This window comes from Nostoc sp. (assembly GCF_036917515.1).
Taxonomy (GTDB): domain Bacteria; phylum Cyanobacteriota; class Cyanobacteriia; order Cyanobacteriales; family Nostocaceae; genus Nostoc.
This window is the reverse complement of sequence record NZ_JBALDE010000227.1, coordinates 19,930-40,870: the sequence shown is the minus strand read 5'-3', so window position 1 is coordinate 40,870 and position 20,941 is coordinate 19,930. Positions and strand designations below refer to the sequence as shown.

Sequence of the window (20,941 nt, the reverse complement as noted above, 5' to 3'; positions counted from 1 at the left end):
TCACGCACAGACGCAGAGGAGAGTATTAAATGACTGAGTTTAATTGTTGGGTAACTCCAGTAAATAAGGTTGTGAATGAGGTTTTATCTACGGGGGGGTCTATTGAATACGAATATTTTGATTCGAGTACCGATGTTTTGTCATCATTACTCTACACTCTATTTCAGCAGAATTGGCAGCAGGTAGGGGTAGGGCATATTGTCCAAGGAGGTGTATTAGAATTAGAATTTAATGCTCCACCTAAAATTTGTATCCTCTATGATGGATATCTCACAGTAGTCGCAGAAGGCTGGCATTTGCATCTATGTATAGAGGCGAATTTAGGTGGCCCTTATTGTAAGACTCCTTTAGAATTAAGGCAACAACGTCAAGTAAGTCGTGCTGCATTTTATCGACGGTTTAATGCAGAAGGTATTCCTATAAGTTGGGGAATCGATTTTTGGAATGGTGCAGATGAAAACCTCATGACTATTTTCTTACCAAATCCATATGTAGAAGGTGAGAATTTATTACCAGAAGGCAAGCCGAATTTATCAAAGTTAGCTCTTTACGAGGAACTACGAGATATTTATGTATTAGGTAAAAAACCGATACCGTTTCCCAAAAACCCTCTAAAACATTCTTATATTTCAGTTTGCACTTCAACTCGTTGTCTTCCTTCTCGCAAATGGCAACCTACTTTTAACGCTTTAAAATCAGCAGTTGAAAAAGCAGGTTTCGACGTGGAAGTGAGAACATCTGGTTGTTTAGAAGTTTGCCAATTAGGGCCAGTAGTATTTTATTCAGATGATAGAACTTGGTACACTCGCGTTAACTCAAATGTTGCTGAAACTATTGTCAATGAACATTTGGTGAAAGGGAATAAAGTCTCTGAATATATATATCCACCAGAGTCTGTTTAAATTAGGTCTGTATTAAAATCTTCGTTTAATTCGCCCAGTAGATCTGCAAAATATCCTACTCCATGAAATACCCTCAGAATCTCAACAGTAGCATCCTGAATGCGATAGAAAATTAGATAATCCTTAAAATCTTCCACCTGTAAATTTTCCATTTATGCTGTAAAGTATTGGAATTAGGACAAAGCATAGGGTAAGTGGCTGTAAGCTCGTTCGCAAGTCCAAGGGAAGAAAGGAGATTAGTCATGAAAGTAGGCTTTGTAGGCGCCGGTACCGTCACGGGTACGTTTGGCCGTCATTTGTTAACCGCTGGTCACAGCATAGTCGTATCAAATTCAAGAGGACCGGAGACGCTTGCTGATTTTGTTGCCGATCTCGGTTCAGGCGCGATCGCGGGGACGAAGCAACAGGCTGCCGAATGCGATGTCGTCATTCTTGCCACGAATTGGGTCCGTGTGGCCGATGCTCTAAAGGGAGTTGATTGGCAAGGCCGTATCCTGATCGATGCAACGAACGCACATATGGACGCTGTGCCGGACATTAGTCTGGCTGGTGTGACCAGATCGCGTGCCGCATTGAAAGGGCGCACCTTTAGCGAGATGGTTGCTGAGATGGCAGTTGGCGCGCGGCTCGTTAAATCCATCAGCAACATACCAATGGCCTGGATACAGGATTTCTCACCAAATAAACCCCGCACAGTCATCTTCACTTCCGGCGACGACCACGAAGCCAAACAGCTGGTGATGGAGTTGATCGACAGCACCGGGTTGGTCGCGGTTGATCTCGGTTCCCTGGCAACGGGTGGTGCAATGCATGAGGTCGGCGCTCCACTGTCCGGCCTCGACCTCCACTTCCTCCGCCGACTTCGGTGATCTGTTTGCTAATAATCAAACCTTAGTTTATGGCTTTGATTACCGCAATCTCTAAGCTACTTACAGTACATTCGACTTTTCTGTTGATACAAAAACGTTTAGTGTTCGTTAGGCGATTTTCTGATGGAGATACTATGCACCCACTCGACGCCAAAATAATTACTCTTGCCTAAAATTGCCATGAAATCGTCCCCTGTACTGTGAACGGCTCACCAGGATAAACGGACACCCGGCTCCCTCCAGACTGAAAGTAGTCAACGTTAAACAGATTTTTGAAGTTAAGAGCGGCTCGAAATTGTTCCCGCTTATAGAAGATGGCAGCATCTGTGGTGAGATAACTAGGAAGTTCAAAAGTGTTGGCTAAGTCTCCTTGTTGAGTGCCGACAAAGAAAAATCCTAAGCTAAAGCCTAAGCCTTGGAGATTGCCAGACTGAATTTGGTAAGTTGTCCAGAAATTTAAGCTATGTTTTGGCACATTATTTAACTGATTTCCAACTAGCGATATGTTATTGTCCTCAGTGATTTCTGCATCAGTGTAAGCATACCCAGCAATGATGTTCCATCCCGACAAAACTTCACCTGCAATGTTCAATTCAATCCCCCGGCTACGTTGCTCACCCGTTTGGATGGAAAAGCCTGGTGGTACACCTGGTCTACTGTCAGTGATTGAGACATTAGAACGAGTTAGCTCATAGAAGGCGAGTGTTGCAGAAAGTCTATCATTTAAATCGGCTTTGACACCCACTTCATACTGAGTGCCGCGCTCTGGTTGGAATTGATTGCCATCAAAGGAGTTGCCAACAACTGGATTAAATGCTCGACTGTAGCTGGCATAAAGCGAAATTGGCGGCACAGGTTGATAAACAATTCCCACACGGGGGCTGAATGCATCATCGGATTGCTCTTGCTTTGTATTAGCAACCCGATTCTCTATGGTCTGCTTAGAAGTATCAAACCGCAAGCCTAGCAGTAACTTCAGGTTTTCTGCCAGCGAGACTTGATCTTGAACATAAACACCTAGTCTGTCGATTAATTGAAAAACATCCAATGTTCTGTTTACTGCACCAAGTGTCTCATTATAGACAGGATTAAATAGATCAATTGGAGCAGCAGACCGCTGAATATTTATATAATCAGATTGGCTTCTAGTCAGATTAAAGCCTGCAACAATTTGATGTTGAATACTGCCTGTAGCAAATTTACCCACTACATAAGTATCAGAATTGAAGAATGTTTCATCATCATAATATTCCTTTTGATAATTTCTACTTAAGGTACGGTTATCAGGAGCTAATGCAGTAGCAAAGAAGATACCTTTGTCTCGATCGCGGTTAATCAAAGAAGCTCCAAAAGCACTGCGTATCTGCCAGTTTTCACTGAAGCGGTGTTCTAGATCGTAGCCAACTCGAATGGCACGCAAATTATCTCCGGTGTTTGGTCCGGCAATGTTGAGATCGCGGCGTATTTTCCCATTTGGATTTGACAGAACCGTGCCGACAGCAGGAAGACCCACCTGACCAAAATCTCTCTGTCGAGTCAAGTACTCAGTTTGCAGAGTCAACTTGGTGCGATCGCTAATTTGCCAAGAGAATACAGGAGCAACAAAGTATTTCTGCTCATCATAAAAGTCAAGGAAACTTTCGGTGGTTAAAGCAGCAGCGTTTAGCCGATATAATACCGTTTTGCTGTCATTGAGTGGACCGGAAAAGTCTATTGCGCCCCGGTATAAATTGAAGTTTCCCGCAGAGGCTTCTAACGAATAGTACGGTTCTCTAAGTGGCTGTTTGGTTACATAGTTGACGACTCCTCCTAATGAGCCTTGACCATAGAGAACAGAGGCAGGTCCTTTAAGTACATCAATCCGTTCGAGTCCTGCCGCTTCAAAACCAATGTATTGATTTGTGGGATCTTTCAACCCGTTTCTCAGGATATCGCCACCAGCATTAAAGCCTCGAATCACGGGTAGATCAAATGTTCCACGACCTGATGGATTCGTTCCTTGAGATACACCAGGGACATTTCTGAGGGCTTCCTGCAGGTTCGTCACCTGCTGGTCTTGTAGCACTTGCTGAGGTATAACCTGAATCGACTGAGGAATATCGCGCAGGGGGGTATCGGTTTTGGTAGCAGTTGACCCATCTGTTGTACGATAACTATCTTGCTCCCCCGTTACTACCAGTTCAATTGGCTCATCACCAGTTGATGGTTTTGGTTGTGTCTGGTTTTCCGGTGGCTGTGCTTGGGGTGTTTGGGATGGCTGTTGCGGTGGCTGTGTCGCCGTTGCTGTAGAAGCTACTGCAAAAACTAGCCCTGCATTATCATCAAATAACTCAACGGTTGGTAAAACCGCAACACCCACCACCGTCACTCGCACAGTATTTGCATCAAGATTCGTAACTGTTATTTCAGTAATTCCCTCAATTGGTTTATCAGAACGGAATGTAAAAGCTTCACCACTAGGTAAGCGCAACTGCCCACCAGCTACATCTACAATAAAGTTATTACCAGTACTGCGATTTGTTACTTGTAGTTGATCGCCGCGAGGTGTCTCTAAAATCACCTCTACACCTTTAGAAGTAGGATTCGCTTTCACAGACGTTATTGGTACAACTTCACCCCCAAGGTTTGAGGGGTTGCTTGGTGTTGGCGACTGCACGAGCATTTGGGCGCTAGTGCTAGGACGCTCAACTTCACTCAGTTGTCGAATCCTGCTAGAGGTTTGCTTTCTCGGTCTTACTTTGTCTTGGGTAGCTATATTATGATTCACCAATTCGCGTAGGCGCAACCCGCCGTAGGCATCGCCTCGATCCGCCACCCTTTGAGCCGATGTCGCTAAATTTTCCCGATTTTGTACTTTTTTTCCTTGTGCCCAAACAGGCCCAACGCCCAGCACCAGCAAAGAACTAGCCACCAAACCTAGCCACTGCAACTGATTTATCATGACTCCCCACACCCAACAAGAATTCTTCTCAATAAATAGAGAATACAGGTGAGCCGAAATCACAGAAAGTACTTTTTGCAGCTAGAAGAACTTTTTTTTAGGACTAGAGGAACTTTTTCCATTGCTTTTGATAGAGTTTGGGAGTCAGACCAAATTTCTTGCTAAAGGCTTTGGCAAAATAGCTGTGACCGAACCCCACGGCATTAGCCACTTCAGTCACTTTCATCTGTTTTGCTTCCAAAAGTTGACGCGCCTGTTCTAGCCGATAGTCATGCAGGTAACTAAACGCAGGTTTGCCAAACACTTGACGAAATCCTTCTTTAAGTGTGCGGCTATTTAATTCCACCTGTTGCGCCAGTTCCATTAAGGTTGGAGGATTATCCAATCGTTGCAGCAGCAATTCTCTGGCACGGTAAATTCTGTCTGCTACATCTGGCTTCAAGGAGTGAGCATTCTCGTTGCTATTGCTGATTTCAAGTTCCTGCTCAATGACCAGCGCCATTAACTCCAGCACTTTGCTCTCCAGATACAGCCGCTTGTTTAAGCCCTGGTAAGGACACTGGATAATCTGCCGTAAGGCAATTTGCATCGCAGGAGTAATCGTTCCAGCACGGGCGTAATATTCCTGAGTTGTCTGTCGAATTAGATGCTTTAGATTTAGTTGTAGTTCTCCGAATGGATCTCCAGTAAAAGAGCAAAATAACTCTGGATCGATTTCGATATTAACCGTTTGAGAGTAGTGTTTTGCTGACAACTCAGTGAGTTCTTGGGGTGCTGTCCCGCTGCCACAAAAAAAGTATTGTCCACCAAAGTAGTATCCAGCCCCTGCGGTCGTGAAACGCTCCTCATGAGTGCTTCGCAGTTCTTGCGTTCCTGAAAGTAAGAAGGTAAATTCTAAACCATGCTCTCGCTCTATGACTTTGGTAATCAAATTATCGTGCAACTGGATGTTAATAATTACGATTCGCAACCCTTCTCGCAGTTGGATGATTCGGCACTGCCCGTTACCCAGTCGGGAAGGATACTGCCAAAGCACATCTAAGGGGTCGAATGGATCGAAAGGGCGCTTGGTATGTTCTGTCTCCAACAATTCTTCTAAATAAGAAGTTCCTGAAATGGTGAGGGTCATGGTGAGAGTTGGGTTTACTTAGGTAGATTCTCAATTTCATCTGCTGCACGATTTGCTTATGAGAATAATTTTGTATTTTTATAGAATCGCCTGATTAGAGTATGAATAGTTAAGTTTAGATATATCGTCGGTAGTATTTTGCAGCAAATGACTAGGCATAAAACATAAAAACTGTATAGCGATCACATTTATTGCATTTATCGCATTTTACAGCAGTTTTCATGTATTTAAACCATACCTGTCGTAGGGGCGCAAGACCTTGCGCCCCTACCGTGTGGTCGATTTAACTGAAAATAGCTATAACAATTAGTGCGTAGGCGTAGCCCGTTGTAGACATCGCTCAATGCACACATCAAATTGTCACTATGAATCAGCTTGACGCATCAGGAGCGGCTGAGTGCGGGGTATGATCGATATTAGTTTGACGCGCAGTACGTTTGTGTTGGCGTAGCCTGTCGTAGATATCGCTTTTACGAATTCCTCCAGCCATTTGATATTCATGGCTATTATTACCAAACTTATGAGCAACGCCAAGCATAATTCGCTGAGATGAGAATAATTGTATTTTTATAGAATCGCCTAACTGGAGTATGAAAAGCAAGGGCGATCGCAATCAATGCTTGCTTCGCCTGTAACTCTATCAACCCGTACAAACAGTAGATTTGTTAAAAATTTGTTGCTTTTGCATATAGCACGCTTCAAAATATGCTCCAATGCAGAGGTCGGTTCTGATGGGGAGCAGCCATCAGACGCAAGGGGGAAAGTCCGGTGTAAATCCGGCGCTGTCCCGCAACTGTGAAGAGGCTTATGCCTCCGAGTCAGGATGCCCGCCGATGGTTAACTTACTGTTCACACCATCTGCGAGGTACGGATGATGGCTATAGTTGCACGGATTTTTCGCGATGCCTTCTCTACGAGAGGCTTTGCCAACGGCGGGCGTTTCCGCCATCAAAAGCTGGTTTTTCGTATTGCTGTAGGCGCGAGTCAATTCTTATTAATTGCGACTTTAATCATTGCTTGCCATAGTACAGCAATCAACATATCTACAAATACTAATAATAACAATTGTATTCAAAGATACAATAAAAATACTGATTACTTTCCCAATAAAGTTAAAATTACTCATGCCACAGGCTTGGCAATAGAATATCACAAACACTACAAAGTAGTCACTATCAAAAATCCTTGGCAGAATGCAAAAACAACGTTTCAATATGCTTTAGTTCAATGTGGAAGTCCCACACCAAAGGGATTTAATCAAGCACAAATAATTACAGTTCCTATTCATTCCATAGTCTCTTTATCTACAACTCATTTACCACATTTAGCTAAGTTAGGAGTAGTTGATAAACTTATTGGACTTAGTGATACTAAGCAAGTGAATACGGCTGATGTGGTAGAAAGAATTAAAGCAGGCAAAGTAGCACAAATAGGTAACAATGCCAATGTGGATATCGAGAAGTTATTAGAATTAAATCCTGACTTGGTAACAACTTTTGTCACGGGAAATACCCAAACTGATAACTATGTCAAACTCACAGAGGCAGGTTTAAAAGTCGGGATAAATGCTGAATATATGGAAGATACACCATTGGGTAGAAGTGAATGGTTGAAATTTACGGCTTTATTTTTTAACAAAGAAGCACAAGCAGAAAAGATATTTAAGGAAATTGCTGAGAAATACAAACAAATAGCTCAAAAAGCTAAATCTGCCAAAATTCGTCCGAGTGTATTTGTGGGTTTCAACTTTAAAGGAACTTGGTTTATGCCGGGTAGTAAAAGTTACGTAGCCCAATATCTTGCTGATGCGGGTGCAAACTATCTTTGGAGCTATGATAAATCTTCTGGTAGTTTACCTCTATCTTTTGAAGTTGTTTTAGAACGTGCTGCAAACGCTGACTACTGGTTGAATTTGAGCCAATCTTGGCATAGTTTACAATATTTATTGGCTGAAGATAATCGCTATGCTGATTTTAAAGCAGTGAAAACAGGCAATCTTTATAATAATAATGCTCGTGTCAATGAAAGCGGAGGTAATGATTACTGGGAAGGTGGGATTAATAATCCAGATATTATTTTAGCGGATTTAATTAAGATATTCCATCCTAAAATATTATTTAATCATCAATTGTTTTATTACCGCAAACTAATTTAAATCTCGAACTCTCGGCAATAATCTCTATTGCGTCCACACTAACGTATTCTTAGCTTGTGATGTATGCTCAGTTCTCAAACTTATGGTAGATTTGTTCCAAACTCAGGACGCAGCGTGGATGATGAACTGTTTGAGCCAAGCAGAGGCACCCAGTACGAAATAGGGGTTAGGACTGAATTTTTAGACGGCAGGCTCTCAACTAACCTGGCAGCCTATCATCTCACCAAGACAAACGTGACCACCTCCGATTTGGATAATCCGGGGTTTTTTATTCTGACTGGAGAACAGCGCAGTCAAGGAATCGAACTCGATGTTTCTGGTGAAATCCTACCTGGGCTGAAGGTGATTGCGTCCTATGCTTATACCGATGCAGAAGTCACTAAAGATAATGATATTCCTGTAGATAATCGATTGCTGAACGTGCCAGAGCATCAAGCCAGTCTTTGGACAACTTATGAAATTCAACAAGGAGATTTGCAAGGTTTAGGATTCGGTCTGGGACTGTTTTATGTATGTTCAAGACAGGGCGACTTGGCTAACTCGTTTCAAGTAGACGATTATTTGCGGACTGATGCAGCACTTTATTATCGACGCGATCGCCTCAAAGCTGCAATCAATATCCGCAATTTGTTCGATATATACTATGTAAGCACTGTTGAAGGTGATAGGAGCTTTAGCTTTATCGGAATCGGCGAACCTCTTACCATTGTTGGTTCTATAAGTTGGGAGTTTTAACTGGCTTTGTTGGTCTTGGTTGTTACTTGGGTAATTCTATGGCATAATTTCCGAAGTCTTTTCCGTTATGAGTGAACTCAGCTTTTTTAAACGCAGAGGTACAAGGAGTAAGCACACACACAAGTTTGAGCGGCGGTTTTTGCCGATTATAACTTCAGTGGTAACGTAGAGTATTTCTAAGGTTAATCCGCTATAAATTGATGAGGTGTATTATTCCGGTAATGAGTAATTCAATTCTGACAACTCATAATTTGACTATCGGTTATAAGACATCCCGTAAAACTTTTCGGTGTGTCGCCTCTGATATTTCTGTATCTCTGCAAGCGGGGGAACTGGTTTGTTTACTTGGCCCCAATGGTGCGGGTAAATCTACATTACTGCGATCGCTCGCCGGAATGCAACCCCCAATTGCAGGTGAAGTAAAACTCTTGGGCAAAAACATCTATCATTTACAACCACAGAACTTAGCTAAACGTCTGAGTTTGGTACTTACCGAGAAAGTTGATGTAGGAATGCTATCAGCCTACACCTTAGTGACTCTAGGACGATATCCTTACACTGATTGGTGGGGAAATTTAACACCCGAAGATAAAGCAATAGTACATTGGGCAATCAAATCTGTAGGAGCAGTACACTTAGCACAACGCCAAGTTAGCGAATTAAGTGACGGTGAACGTCAAAAAATTATGATTGCTCGTGCGTTGGCTCAGTCGCCTATTATGATATTACTTGATGAGCCAACTGCATTTCTCGATTTACCGCGACGGGTGGAAATTATGCAATTGTTGCGCCAGTTAGCACGAGAAACTAATCAAGCGATTCTCCTTTCTACCCACGATTTAAATTTAGCTTTGCGCCTCGCTGATAAAGTTTGGCTATTATCAACTAATGGTATTTTACACGTTGGCGCACCGGAAGATTTAGTGTTGAATGGTACGTTTGCTGATACTTTTGAGAGTGAAGGTGTAGAGTTTGATGTTGCTTCCGGTGAATTTCATCTCCATACATCCCATAAAGGAGAAATTAATTTGATAGGTGAGGGGATTGCAGCAACATGGACTATTCGTGCTTTAAAACGTGCAGGCTTCCAAGTTAATCAAAGTAAAAATAGCTTACCAATTTCAGTAGAAGTGATATCAAATTCTAAACAAGTTTTTTGGAAAATCACAAACAGCCAAACTGTATATACTTATCATTCATTGTACGAGATGATTAAATTTTTAGATTGTTTATAAAAGCATTGTCTATTCCCCCAGATACATTAATGTATTACCTTGGGGAGTCACATCTCAAGCTAATAGGGCGTTGCATAATAGAGGGATGATTTGAGGTTATCTACTGTGCAATGTCCATACTGCAGGTCTACAATTCCGAAGAACGGAAACGGTCTCTTGAAGTTGTTTAATGACGGTTGAGCCAGTCTGTTCCGGCAAAATTAGCGATCGCAGAATCACGTCATTGATAAAGCAGCCAATCATCCGCTCTGTGCCTAACCCAGTGCGGTTGCCGAGCGTCGCCAGGATCAAAATCTCGTTTTGTTGGCTCTACTTCGCTAAAACAAGTCTGATTTAGAAAATGCTTGTTTGACTCAAGCAGACTTAACTGGAGCAAATTTGTTTAAAGCGAGTCTCAAAGGCACAAATTGCACTGCCGCTAAGTTTGATGATGCCAATCTTCGCCAATCCAACTGGGAAGGAGCGATTTTATGTGCTGCTGCTTTACAACAAGTTGATTTGGAAGGAGCGCAATTACAGGATACTATTTTAAAGGGAGCCAACTTAACAGAATCAGATTTAATTAAAGTGGACTTGAGTAGTGCAGATTTGAGTGATGCAATTTTACGTCAAGCTGCCTTGGAGTTAGCCAGTTTATTTAATGCAGACTTGAGTCGTGCTGATTTAAAGTTAGCTTCTTTATTTAACGCCAACTTAGAGGAGGCAGTTCTAAATGGGGCAAATTTGAGTGATAGTGATTTAAGACACGCAAATTTTACAAATACCCAATTAGAGGAAGTAAATTCTTCCGGTTCTCGCGTTAAGGGAGCGCTATTTACTGACGCTATTGGGTTAATTCCTCAACAAAAGCAATGGTTGAAGAAAAATGGAGCATTAAATATTTCTGATTTGTAAAAAGAATCTCACGCATGAACCAATAGAGGCACAGAGAAGAGAAACAAGAGAAATATTTAGTGTTCACAAACAATTTATAATTGCTGTTTTAGGAAATGGAGCTTTAAATACCTTTAATTTTGAAGACAGATGAGGAGCATAGAACAAATTATTGAGTATACTGAAATATTAATTAATGATAAGACAGGAAAATCACTCTCATTTATCCAAAAAGCTGTCTTGTCTGCATCTCTATTGGAAACAAAAAAAAATTATGCCCAAATTGCTATAGAAAATAACTACTCGGAGAATTATATTAGACAATTGGTTGCTCCTAAATTGTGGCAACTACTTTCTACTACTCTTGGTGAGAAAGTTAATCGCACTAACTGTCGTGCTGTGCTAGAGCAACGACTAGATAATTCATCTTTGCAAACAATATCTCAGCCTACACATATATGGCAAAAGATAAATTTAGAACCTTCAGATGGACAAGTTCCGCTTTCTTCTACCTTGTATATTGAGCGGGGTTTAGAACAAGTCTGTTATCAAGCAATTCTTCAACCTCGTGCGTTTATCCACATCAAAGCGCCGCGAAAGATGGGAAAAACTTCTTTAATGACTAGAATCCTTGCCTATGGTAGTTCGCATAGTTATCATACTGTAAGGTTAAGTTTACATCGTGCTGAAACAGAAGTTTTTAGCTCATTAGAAAAATTTTTACGCTGGTTCTGTGCAAATGTTACTCATCAGTTAGGAATAAAATCGAAGCTAGAGGAATATTGGGACGAGGATATAGGTGATTTGATGAACTGTACTATCTATTTTCAAGGGTATGTTTTACAGGAAATCAATACTCCCTTAATTTTAGCGTTAGATGAAGTGAATAAGTTGTTTGAATATACTCAATTGACTCGTGATTTCTTGGGGCTATTGCGTTCATGGTATGAAGAAACTAGAGATATATCAATTTGGCAAAAGTTACGAGTGTTAATTGTTAAATCTACCGATATATATATTAATTTAGAGATTAATAAATCTCCTTTTAATATAGGGTTAGCAATTGATTTACCTGCTTTTACAAGATTGCAATTAGAGGATTTAGCCCAACGTCACAGACTCCAACTAACAGCTTTCCAATTTGAACAATTAATGGCACTGACAGGAGGATTTCCTTACTTGGTGCGACTGGCATTTTATCATAGCGTTCAATATCAAATTCCTGTGGACAAGATACTACAAGATGCCACAAATGATACTGGAATTTTTAGTGAGCATTTACACAATCAGTTACACTCTCTTCTGCAAAGTCCTGATTTGGTTGATGCTTTTCAACAGGTTATTAGGTCAACTGTACCGATTACCTTAGAGCAAGAAGTAGCATTTAAGTTAAAAAGTTTAGGGCTGATATATCTAGAAAAGAAAACTGCAACAGTTAGTTGTGGGTTATATAGAGAGTATTTTAGTGATTACTTTATTAATAAAACAGCAATTTTAAATCATTCGTAATAAACAAGATCATAAGATACACGACTTCTTAAATAAGTAGGGTATCTGTAACTTTGAAAAAAAATAAGTTGACTTATGTTGAAAGTAGTAAATATTCCTAGACAGTACTCTTGGTATTTGAAAATATATATAATCTTATTTTTTAGTAATATATTTACTTATTTTTTTACTGATTTTTACCCAGCTAACGCTCAAATAATACCTGATAACACTTTAGGAAGCGAAAAATCTACCATTACACCTCAAAATATTCATGAATTAATTGGTGGAGGTGCAATTCGTGGTGGTAATCTTTTCCATAGTTTTCAAGAATTTAATGTTAATCAAGGGCAGCAGGTTTATTTTACTAATCCGGCGGGCATTAGTAACATCCTCACTCGTGTTACCGGAAATCATATATCTAAGATTTTCGGCACATTAGGTATAGATGGTACCGCAAATTTATTTTTTATTAATCCGAATGGGATTGTTTTTGGTAAAAATGTCCGGTTAGATATCGCAGGTTCTTTTGTAGCTAGTACTGCAAATGCAATTAGATTAGGAGAAAATGGGCTATTTAGTGCAACAGAACCACAAAATAGTAATTTACTCACAATTCAGCCAACAGTTTTATTTGCTAATGCCTTGCACCAACAACAAGCAGAGATTAGTGTAGAAGGAAATTTAACAATAGGTAGTAGACAAACTCTTACGTTACAAGGAGAGATTGTTACTAACACAGGTTCTTTGACTGTACCAGGGGGAACGGTGCAGATTTTAGGAAATCAGGTGAATTTATTAAAGAATGCCACTATTAACACTGATGCTCTTAATAATGGCAATGGTGGCACTGTAATTATTAAAGCAAATGATCTAACCCGTTTTGAGGGTAATATTAGTGCCCGTGGCGGTGACAATTCTGGGAACGGTGGTTTTGTAGAAGTATCAGGTGGCAGAGTAGAATTTGCTGGTACTGTGGATACTAGTGCTGCAAATGGTTTTGGTACATTACTGCTTGACCTGAAAGATATTCTGATTCAAGCAGGGGGCACTGTTAGCGGTCAAAGTTTAAGCCAAGCGTTAGCACTTAATAATGTCAGTTTACAAGCTAATAATGATATTACTGTTGATGATGATATCACAGGCGTTAGGGCAAATAATCTTAACTTAGAAGCGGGGCGATCGCTCACCATCAATCCCAACCGCAGTATTATTCTCAATGGTGGTAATTTTAATGCCAAAATTAACGATGAAAATGCGATCGCCACCCAAAGAGATCCTGGAATAGCGCAATTTTTCATGAACCCAGGTTCCCAAATTCTCACCAATGGCGGCAATGCAACTATTACATCAGGAAATGGGCAAAATAATCAAATTAATACTACCGATGCATCTATTATCTCTGCAAAAAGTAGCGGCAATGGTGGCAACATTACTTTAAATGCGATCAATGATATTACGACTGGTAATTTAATTAGTGGGTTTTTCAACATACCCAATATCACCGACTCCATTAATAGCGGTGACATTACTATTAACAGCAGCGCAGGCGGAATTACTACTACTAATTATCTGTTAGCTAATGCCCAACAGCAAGCAGGAAACATTTCTCTTACCGCTGCAGGTAATCTCAGTCTCAACGCCGCAGGCGATTTTCCTCGTTCTGGTAATATCGCTTCTATTGGAGACACACCAGGGAAAATTACATTTACTAGTGGTAATATCCTCTCTAGTAAAAATATTCGCATTGTCAATGCCAACTTAGGTGCTGGTAAAGGCAATGATATTACCCTCACTGCCGACTCAATCTTTCTAGATACTACATCTATTTTCGCCCTAGCTAGGGGTAAAGGTCGAGGGGGAAATATGATTCTCAATGCTATAGATGATGTAGTCATGCGGACAAGCGATATTGGTACAAATTCTGATGCGGCGTTGGCTGTAAATCTGCCTACTGGTGCTAGCGGCGATGCTGGAGATTTTACTCTCAATGCTCGTCGGTTGAGCGTTAGCCAAGATCCAACAGCTTTTTTCCCTTTTAAAGCAACTACCATAAGTACTGGAACTGACGCAAACACTACGGGTAATGCCGGGAACTTAACAATTAATGCTTTAGAATCCGTAGAAGTTATCGGTCGTCAACCCACAACCCCAATACTTACCCCTAGCCAATTGGTGAGCCAACTTCTACAAGGAACAGGAGTAGGTATAAGTACAAATGCTTTTGGGAGTGGCAACGCTGGTAAACTAACGGTTAACACTGGGCGCTTAGTGCTTCGAGATGCAGGTGGAATTAGCACGTTCCCAGTGTCAGGTAATGGCGGAGATTTAACAATTAATGCTACAGAAATATTGTTGCAGAATTTTGCTGGGATTCAAACAGCAACTGCTGGTTCCGGGCAAGCTGGGGATTTGACAATTAATGCTGATAATGTAACGCTCACTAATAGGTCGATAATCAATGCAACAGCGCTAGCTGGTACAGGCAATGCTGGCAACTTAACTTTATCAGTTAAACAACTAAATGTCCGTGATGGTTCCATTGTTTCCTCAGCAACCACAGGAGAGGGCAATGGAGCAACATTAAATCTCAACGCTACCGACAAAGTAGAAGTGGTGGGGAATTTCGCAGACAATAGCAGTTTTCCCAGTCAGATCGCAACAGGTTCCTTGAGTCCGATTGGTAATGCTGGGGTTTTGAATATTACGACTGGACAGTTAATTGTCCGCCAAGGAGGAGAGATTACCAGCGCTACCGTTGGTCAAGGAAATGGCGCACCCATTACAATTAATACCCGCAGGCTGCAATTAGATAACGCTAGGATTAACGCTTCCACAGCTGGAACTGGTAACGGAGGTGATATTACTATCAACGCCAGCGAATCTGTAGAAGTTGCTGGAAATGGATTTGCAGACTTGCAAGAAAAAATTATCAATCCAATTTATGCAGGTACTCTTAGCCCTGCTAACTTTAACCAGGGAATTGTTGCTGTCAGCACAGGCCAAGGTAAAGCCGGAAATGTTGTGATTCAAACCCCGAATTTTCTTACTCGCAATAGTGGATTAATTGCTACTACCGCTTTGGGTCAAGGACAAGGGGGGAATATTACCCTGAATAGCAGTAATAATTTCGAGTTAGATAACTCTTTTATCGGTACGGGAACATTAACTAATGCCGAATCTGGCAATGTTAACTTAACAGCGCGTCAACTTATAGCCAAAGGTGGCGCACAGGTATTTACTACTACCTTTGGTTCTGGAAAAGCTGGGGATTTAATAGTTAATGGTTTCGAGTCCATTGATTTAATTGACCCCTCACAGCAGAGTTTCGGTTCAGGCTTATTTGCCTCTTCGGCTCAAACTGCTTCAGGAAACGGGGGAGACATTAATATCAACATTCCCAATGGTGACTTAAATATTGGCGATCGCGCCACCGTATCTGTCAGCGCTTTAGGAACAGGCAATGCTGGAGATATTAATATTGATGCCCGTGCAATTTCTCTCAATCGAGGTTCCATCGCAGCTACCAGCATCTCTGGACAAGGAGGTAACATCAACCTCAAGGTAGCCAATAATTTACTTTTACGAAATAACAGTCAAATTTCCACCCGTGCGGGAACAGAAAACAGTGGCGGTGGTAATGGTGGCAATATCAATATTAATAGTAAATTTATTACTGCTGTCCCGTTAGAAAACAGCGACATCACCGCCAATGCTTTTGCTGGAAATGGTGGGGATATCAACATTACTACTCAAGGTATTTTTGGCTTACAAGTTAATGACAAACTTACTCCAAATAGTGATATCACCGCCAGTTCTCAATTAGGCATCAATGGCATCGTTAATATCAACACCCCAGATGTTGACCCTTCTAGAGGATTAACTCAATTACCTTCTGTGCCTACCGACCCTTCCAATCAAATTGTCGCTGGTTGTCCCAGCAACGAAGAGGCGAATTTTGTGATTAGCGGACGCGGAGGTTTACCAGAAGACCCCCGCCAAGTGTTGCGCGGTCAAGTAGTTTTACAGGATATGCGAATTGGTGCAGATTTCCCAAATAAATCAGGGCAAATCAGCCATAGAAAAGTACCAGAAATAAAAGGGCAACCACCATTACTAGAAGCTACTGGATGGATGATTAATCAACAAGGACAGGTAGAATTGGTGGCAAATACTACCCAAATACAACCTGATGGTGGGAGAAGTAAAAGTGATTGCGGGAATTTATCATATCAACCGTGACTGATTCACCCATCAATATTTGTCGTCGCCGTCAAACACGCAACACAACGACGAACCACGACGAACGAGAAAAAGCCGATAGTACAGATGAATTAGAACCAAGTAGGAGCATCATCATCATCATCCTCTCCATCACTTATTTCCTCCGGATCGTGCCTCCCTGTATCGTCTAAACCTCTAAAAGAAGCGTCTACGGCGGGAACAGGTGCTAAGATCCACGAGTCGCCAGCATTTTCCACGGTAGTTATATAACCATCGTACTTTGTATCGGCAGCTAGGCTTTGATTAGTGTAGGAGATGTTGGTGATGCGAACGCGATCGCCATAGCGAATTGGACTTGCATCGCCATCCGCTTTAGTAATCTGCCAGCTCTGTTTATCCTCATCATAGCCATCTTGCCAATAGTAACAATCATGGCTATCCGCAAAAGCCCCCAAAACATTATTGTTGCCTATTGCTGATTCTGTCGTTCTGATTTTGATGTGGCTGTTGGCTTGAACCTCGCCATTGCCGCCCACAAGTTCAAGTTTTACTAATTTTTTTTTCTCTTGGCTCAACTTGGGCCAGTTGTAGCGTCCTTGTTCAACCGCAATCAAGTATTTTCCGCTCTCGTGTTTGAGAAAAAACTTATCATTAAACTTAACGACAGCTTGATTAACGACATCTTGATTAGACATGAGAATGTTCTCCTAATTAATTACACATTTGTGTTGCTAAAACTTATCCAGAAATAGCAAAACTAAAGCATTGCTGTTCCTCTCGTTTTAATGTCAGCACCGCCTTCAGTTCTAACGCCCTTAAAACCAATAGGCCCCTCACCTTTGTAAGTCATAGTTCCATTGAGGGTTTGTCCGTCATCGTCAGACTTGACATCGATAGCGACGACGTTCTGGTCAGAGCGACCACCGAGTACCCATACACCCCCGTCATGCCAAGGAGCGGAATCCCCTCCCCATTGATTTTCAACTGTATAACCATTACTACCAGAACGCTTCGCCCGAAAACCAATCGGCCCCTCACCAGAATAGGTCATGGTTCCATTGAGGGTTTGTCCTTCATCATCAGACTTGACATCGATAGCAACGACGTTCTGGTCAGAGCGACCACCAATCTCCCAGCTGCCACCTTCGTTCCACGGCGCAAATGAGCCACCCCACTGATTTTCTACTTGATATAGTGCCATATCTTTCTCCACTATTTAACTATTTTTCAGTAGACAGAAAACTTTTCCACAAGCCATACTAGTTTTGAATTTAAATTGGGAAATCCCATTGATCAAAATCAGATCGCGCTCTGCTTTTCAAGTGCATCTATTTTGGTGGATAAACTTCGGTAGCAAGCACTTTTTATCATGCTTGAGCAATAAATCGTAGCTCTTTCATTTTGTTGATTAACAAGTGGCGATTAAACACTATACACACATTACAATATCCATTCAAAACACTGATTAAGCTTTTACAAAAATACAATCAGCTTTGAAAAATTAAATAATATATTATTAATATGATTACTTGACTGGTAATAAATTATCTGCATTAGAAAATATAAAATGATTATCTTATTAACAATAAGAATTGACTAAAAATAAATTATATGCATCCAAAAAGTATAATAATTAGAGATTGAGAGAAAAAACAAGTATAAGCTTTGCATGGAGTCTATTTTGGGGATGCTAATAACATCATCTTTGGTAAAGGTACAGTTCAGTGGCGTTGTCAGCGCTCCACTCAGCAAGCTTAAGGCAATGTCTACTAAGCAATTATAAATTGCAAATTATAAGCATTTATGCGTATTCATCGTTACCTAATTTTAGGCATACTAATCTTTTTTTTAATTACAACTGTTTTACCAGCCACCGCAGAAGATTCTATTTCTAGAACTCAATCTCAAGTCATCTTACTGGAACAAGGAAAACAACTTTATGATGCCGGAAAATTAGTAGAAGCTGCACAAATTTGGTCACAAGCAGCCCAGATATTTCAGCAAAGTAAACAGCAGCACTATCAAGTATTAAGTTACAATTACCTGGCTATTGTTTATCAAGACTTGGGCAAGTGGTCAGCAGCGCGATCGCTTCTTACCCAAGCAGAGAATATCCTCAAAACAGTGGATGATTCCTTCCTTTACGCCCAAGTCCTCAACACCCAAGGAAGTTTACAATTTAATACTGGACAACCGGAATTAGCTTTAGAAACTTGGCAGCAAGCAGAGAAAATCTATCGTTCCCTCAAGGATATAACAGGGATTGTGCTGACGCAGATTAACCAAGCCCAAGCATTGCAAACGTTGGGAGAGTATCGTCGCGCCCAAAAGCAACTAGAACAAATCAATCAAGACCTTGCTGCTTTACCTGATAATCTCCTAAAAGCCAGGGGATTACAAAGTTTGGGGGTAACTCTGCAAGTCGTGGGAGATTTAGAGCGATCGCAACAAGTATTATCGCAAAGTTTAGCGATCGCAAAGCAAGTAAATTCTACCGCAGATATCGCCGAAACCTTCTTAAGATTGGGGAATACTGCTAGAGCTAGGGAAGATTTTAAAGCCGCCTTAGAATTTTATCAACAAGCAAGTAGTGGTGACGAGCGTACTCAACTAGAAGCGCTGCTCAACCAACTCAGCCTTTTAATAAAAACTGAGCAAAATCAAGCTGCACTAGCATTATTACCGCAAATTCAAGCGCATCTTGCTAACCTGACTCCTAGTCGTTGGGGAATTTATGCCCAAGTTAATTTAGCTGTAAGTTGGATGAAACTGTCATCATCAAACACAAAAGACATTGCTCAACTTTTAGCAACAGCAGTCACACAAGCTAGAGAATTAACAGATGCAAGAGCGCAAAGTTATGCTTTAGGAGAGTTAGGACATCTTTACGAACAAACTCAGCAATTCTCAGAAGCCTTAAATCTCACCCAAACAGCACTAACTTTAGCACAGGGAGTGCAAGCAGAAGATATTGCTGTCAATTGGTTTTGGCAACAAGGACGAATTGAGAAAGCTAGGGGAAATATTGAGTCAGCAATTACTGCTTATGAACAAGCTGTTGATTCTTTAACATCTTTGCGTCATGACTTAGTGCAATTGAATCCTGACGTGCAATTTAATTTCCGCGATCGCGTTGAACCAGTGTATCGGCAGTTAGTACAATTACTTTTACAAGATGTAGACAGCCTACCACAAATCATCAAGCAACAACACTTAGAGAAATCTCGCAAAACAATTGAAGCACTGCAATTAGCAGAATTAGAAAACTTCTTCCACCAAGCCTGCTTAACTTATAAACCGCAACCAATAGATAAAATTGATCTAAAAGCCGCAGTGATTTATCCAATTTTGCTAGAACGTCGCTTGGAGGTAGTTGTTTCTCTTCCTGGACAACCTTTGCAACATTATGGAACAAATCTTTCCTCAAAAGAGGAATCAGAGGTTTTTGATGAACTGCGCCAGTCTTTAAACCCTGCTTTCTTGCCTGACGAGGTACTACCTTCTGCCCAAAAATTGTATGATTGGTTATTGCGTCCTGCCGAAAAAGAGATAGAACTTCAGAAGATTAAAACCTTAGTGTTTGTCTTGGATGGTTTTTTACGCAGTGTACCAATGGCAGTTTTGCATGATCGCCAACAGTTTATCATCCAAAAGTACAGCATAGCATTAACTCCTGGTTTACAACTATTAAAATCTCGACATCTTCTTCCCCAACAGTTTCAAGCTTTAACTGCGGGTTTAGCAGAAGCACGTCAAGGTTTTGCTGAGTTACCTGGTGTCAAACAAGAAATTAAACAAATTACAAACTATGTCCATGCACAAGTACTGCTTAATGAAAAATTTACTCGTGCCAACGTCCAAAAGCAAATAGAAGAAGTTCCCTTTTCTATAGTTCATCTTGCCACCCACGGTGAATTTAGCTCCAAAACCGAAGACACATTTCTTTTAACTTGGGAAGACCGGATTAATGTTAAAGATTTAGATAGATGGTTAAAAGGTGCATCTTCAAAACTGAGCAAAAATGCTCCACACCAACCAATTGAACTGCTAGTTCTCAGCGCTTGTCAAACTGCTAAAGGCGACAACCGCGCTGCTTTAGGACTAGCAGGAATTGCCGTCCGTTCTGGTGCTAGGAGTACTATAGCAACCCTCTGGTCAGTACAAGACAAATCAACTGCTGACTTGACAGCAGAATTTTACCGTCTGCTTACCCAAAATGTTGTCAGCAAAGCCGAAGCACTGCGTCAAGCACAACTATCTCTATTAAATTCTCCTCAGTACAAACATCCTTATTATTGGTCTGGGTTTGTACTGATAGGAAATTGGCGTTGATTCACGATGAAGGAGGCAGGGAGGCTTAACAATTCAAAATTAAAAACTCTTGCAATAA

The 20,941-nt window shown here is 41.1% G+C and carries 16 protein-coding genes, 1 pseudogene and 1 riboswitch; of the genes and pseudogenes, 10 read left to right on the top strand and 7 right to left on the bottom strand.

Annotation, left to right across the window (positions count from 1 at the left end):
- Window positions 1–29: 29 nt before the first annotated feature.
- On the top strand, window positions 30–902 hold the full coding sequence (locus tag V7K89_RS29905) for a (2Fe-2S) ferredoxin domain-containing protein (RefSeq protein WP_335193788.1): 873 nt from the start codon (window positions 30–32) through the stop codon (window positions 900–902).
- On the opposite strand, the gene V7K89_RS29900 is transcribed toward V7K89_RS29905, so the two are convergent.
- Complete coding sequence (locus V7K89_RS29900) at window positions 899–1,054, bottom strand: type II toxin-antitoxin system RelE/ParE family toxin (RefSeq protein ID WP_335193786.1); 156 nt, start codon at window positions 1,052–1,054, stop codon at window positions 899–901. The genes V7K89_RS29905 and V7K89_RS29900 overlap by 4 nt on opposite strands.
- A gap of 90 nt (window positions 1,055–1,144) precedes the next feature.
- Here V7K89_RS29900 and V7K89_RS29895 point away from each other — a divergent pair, with 90 nt between their 5' ends.
- On the top strand, window positions 1,145–1,771 hold the full coding sequence (locus V7K89_RS29895) for an NADPH-dependent F420 reductase (RefSeq protein WP_335193784.1): 627 nt from the start codon (window positions 1,145–1,147) through the stop codon (window positions 1,769–1,771).
- Window positions 1,772–1,940: 169 nt separating this feature from the next.
- On the opposite strand, the gene V7K89_RS29890 is transcribed toward V7K89_RS29895, so the two are convergent.
- The 3 genes from V7K89_RS29890 to V7K89_RS29880 all read right to left on the bottom strand — a co-directional run bounded on the left by V7K89_RS29890 (window position 1,941) and on the right by V7K89_RS29880 (window position 6,379).
- Window positions 1,941–4,712: a TonB-dependent siderophore receptor gene (locus V7K89_RS29890; RefSeq protein ID WP_335193782.1), complete on the bottom strand. Its 2,772-nt coding sequence runs from the start codon at window positions 4,710–4,712 to the stop codon at window positions 1,941–1,943.
- Window positions 4,713–4,815: 103 nt separating this feature from the next.
- Window positions 4,816–5,841: a helix-turn-helix transcriptional regulator gene (locus V7K89_RS29885; RefSeq protein ID WP_335193780.1), complete on the bottom strand. Its 1,026-nt coding sequence runs from the start codon at window positions 5,839–5,841 to the stop codon at window positions 4,816–4,818.
- Window positions 5,842–6,211: 370 nt separating this feature from the next.
- Window positions 6,212–6,379: a hypothetical protein gene (locus V7K89_RS29880; protein ID WP_442941794.1), complete on the bottom strand. Its 168-nt coding sequence runs from the start codon at window positions 6,377–6,379 to the stop codon at window positions 6,212–6,214.
- Window positions 6,380–6,547: 168 nt separating this feature from the next.
- Window positions 6,548–6,690, top strand: a riboswitch (cobalamin riboswitch).
- Window positions 6,691–6,712: 22 nt separating this feature from the next.
- On the opposite strand from V7K89_RS29880, the gene V7K89_RS29875 reads away from it, so the two are divergent.
- The 3 genes from V7K89_RS29875 to V7K89_RS29865 all read left to right on the top strand — a co-directional run bounded on the left by V7K89_RS29875 (window position 6,713) and on the right by V7K89_RS29865 (window position 9,966).
- Window positions 6,713–7,996: an ABC transporter substrate-binding protein gene (locus V7K89_RS29875; RefSeq protein ID WP_335193778.1), complete on the top strand. Its 1,284-nt coding sequence runs from the start codon at window positions 6,713–6,715 to the stop codon at window positions 7,994–7,996.
- 63 nt (window positions 7,997–8,059) lie between these two features.
- Entirely contained in the window at window positions 8,060–8,731 is a 672-nt protein-coding gene (locus V7K89_RS29870; RefSeq protein WP_335193776.1) for a TonB-dependent siderophore receptor, read from the top strand.
- 221 nt (window positions 8,732–8,952) lie between these two features.
- Window positions 8,953–9,966 carry an ABC transporter ATP-binding protein gene (locus tag V7K89_RS29865; protein WP_335193774.1) on the top strand — a complete coding sequence of 338 codons (1,014 nt, stop codon included), beginning with the start codon at window positions 8,953–8,955 and terminating at the stop codon, window positions 9,964–9,966.
- 96 nt (window positions 9,967–10,062) lie between these two features.
- Here V7K89_RS29865 and V7K89_RS29860 read toward each other — a convergent pair whose 3' ends face one another.
- Window positions 10,063–10,257, bottom strand: a complete 195-nt coding sequence (locus V7K89_RS29860; RefSeq protein WP_335193772.1) for a hypothetical protein — start codon at window positions 10,255–10,257, stop codon at window positions 10,063–10,065.
- 48 nt (window positions 10,258–10,305) lie between these two features.
- Between V7K89_RS29860 and V7K89_RS36165 the strand changes: the two are divergent.
- The 4 genes and pseudogenes from V7K89_RS36165 to V7K89_RS29845 form a co-directional block, all read left to right on the top strand.
- Window positions 10,306–10,362 (top strand): annotated as a pseudogene (locus V7K89_RS36165) (hypothetical protein); the annotation flags it as partial.
- Complete coding sequence (locus tag V7K89_RS29855) at window positions 10,345–10,860, top strand: pentapeptide repeat-containing protein (RefSeq protein ID WP_442941798.1); 516 nt, start codon at window positions 10,345–10,347, stop codon at window positions 10,858–10,860. The pseudogene V7K89_RS36165 and the gene V7K89_RS29855, both read left to right, overlap by 18 nt.
- A gap of 129 nt (window positions 10,861–10,989) precedes the next feature.
- Window positions 10,990–12,348: an AAA-like domain-containing protein gene (locus tag V7K89_RS29850; RefSeq protein WP_335193770.1), complete on the top strand. Its 1,359-nt coding sequence runs from the start codon at window positions 10,990–10,992 to the stop codon at window positions 12,346–12,348.
- Between the two features lie 75 nt (window positions 12,349–12,423).
- Entirely contained in the window at window positions 12,424–16,569 is a 4,146-nt protein-coding gene (locus V7K89_RS29845) for a two-partner secretion domain-containing protein (RefSeq protein ID WP_335193768.1), read from the top strand.
- Between the two features lie 92 nt (window positions 16,570–16,661).
- Here the strand turns inward: V7K89_RS29845 and V7K89_RS29840 are convergent, their stop codons facing one another.
- Entirely contained in the window at window positions 16,662–17,165 is a 504-nt protein-coding gene (locus V7K89_RS29840) for a hypothetical protein (RefSeq protein ID WP_335193766.1), read from the bottom strand.
- Window positions 17,166–17,308: 143 nt separating this feature from the next.
- A complete protein-coding gene (locus V7K89_RS29835; protein ID WP_335193764.1) occupies window positions 17,309–17,752 on the bottom strand; it encodes a lectin OAA family protein in 444 nt (147 codons plus the stop codon).
- Window positions 17,753–18,354: 602 nt separating this feature from the next.
- Between V7K89_RS29835 and V7K89_RS29830 the strand changes: the two genes are divergently transcribed.
- Complete coding sequence (locus V7K89_RS29830; RefSeq protein ID WP_335193762.1) at window positions 18,355–20,883, top strand: CHAT domain-containing protein; 2,529 nt, start codon at window positions 18,355–18,357, stop codon at window positions 20,881–20,883.
- Window positions 20,884–20,941 lie beyond the last annotated feature (58 nt).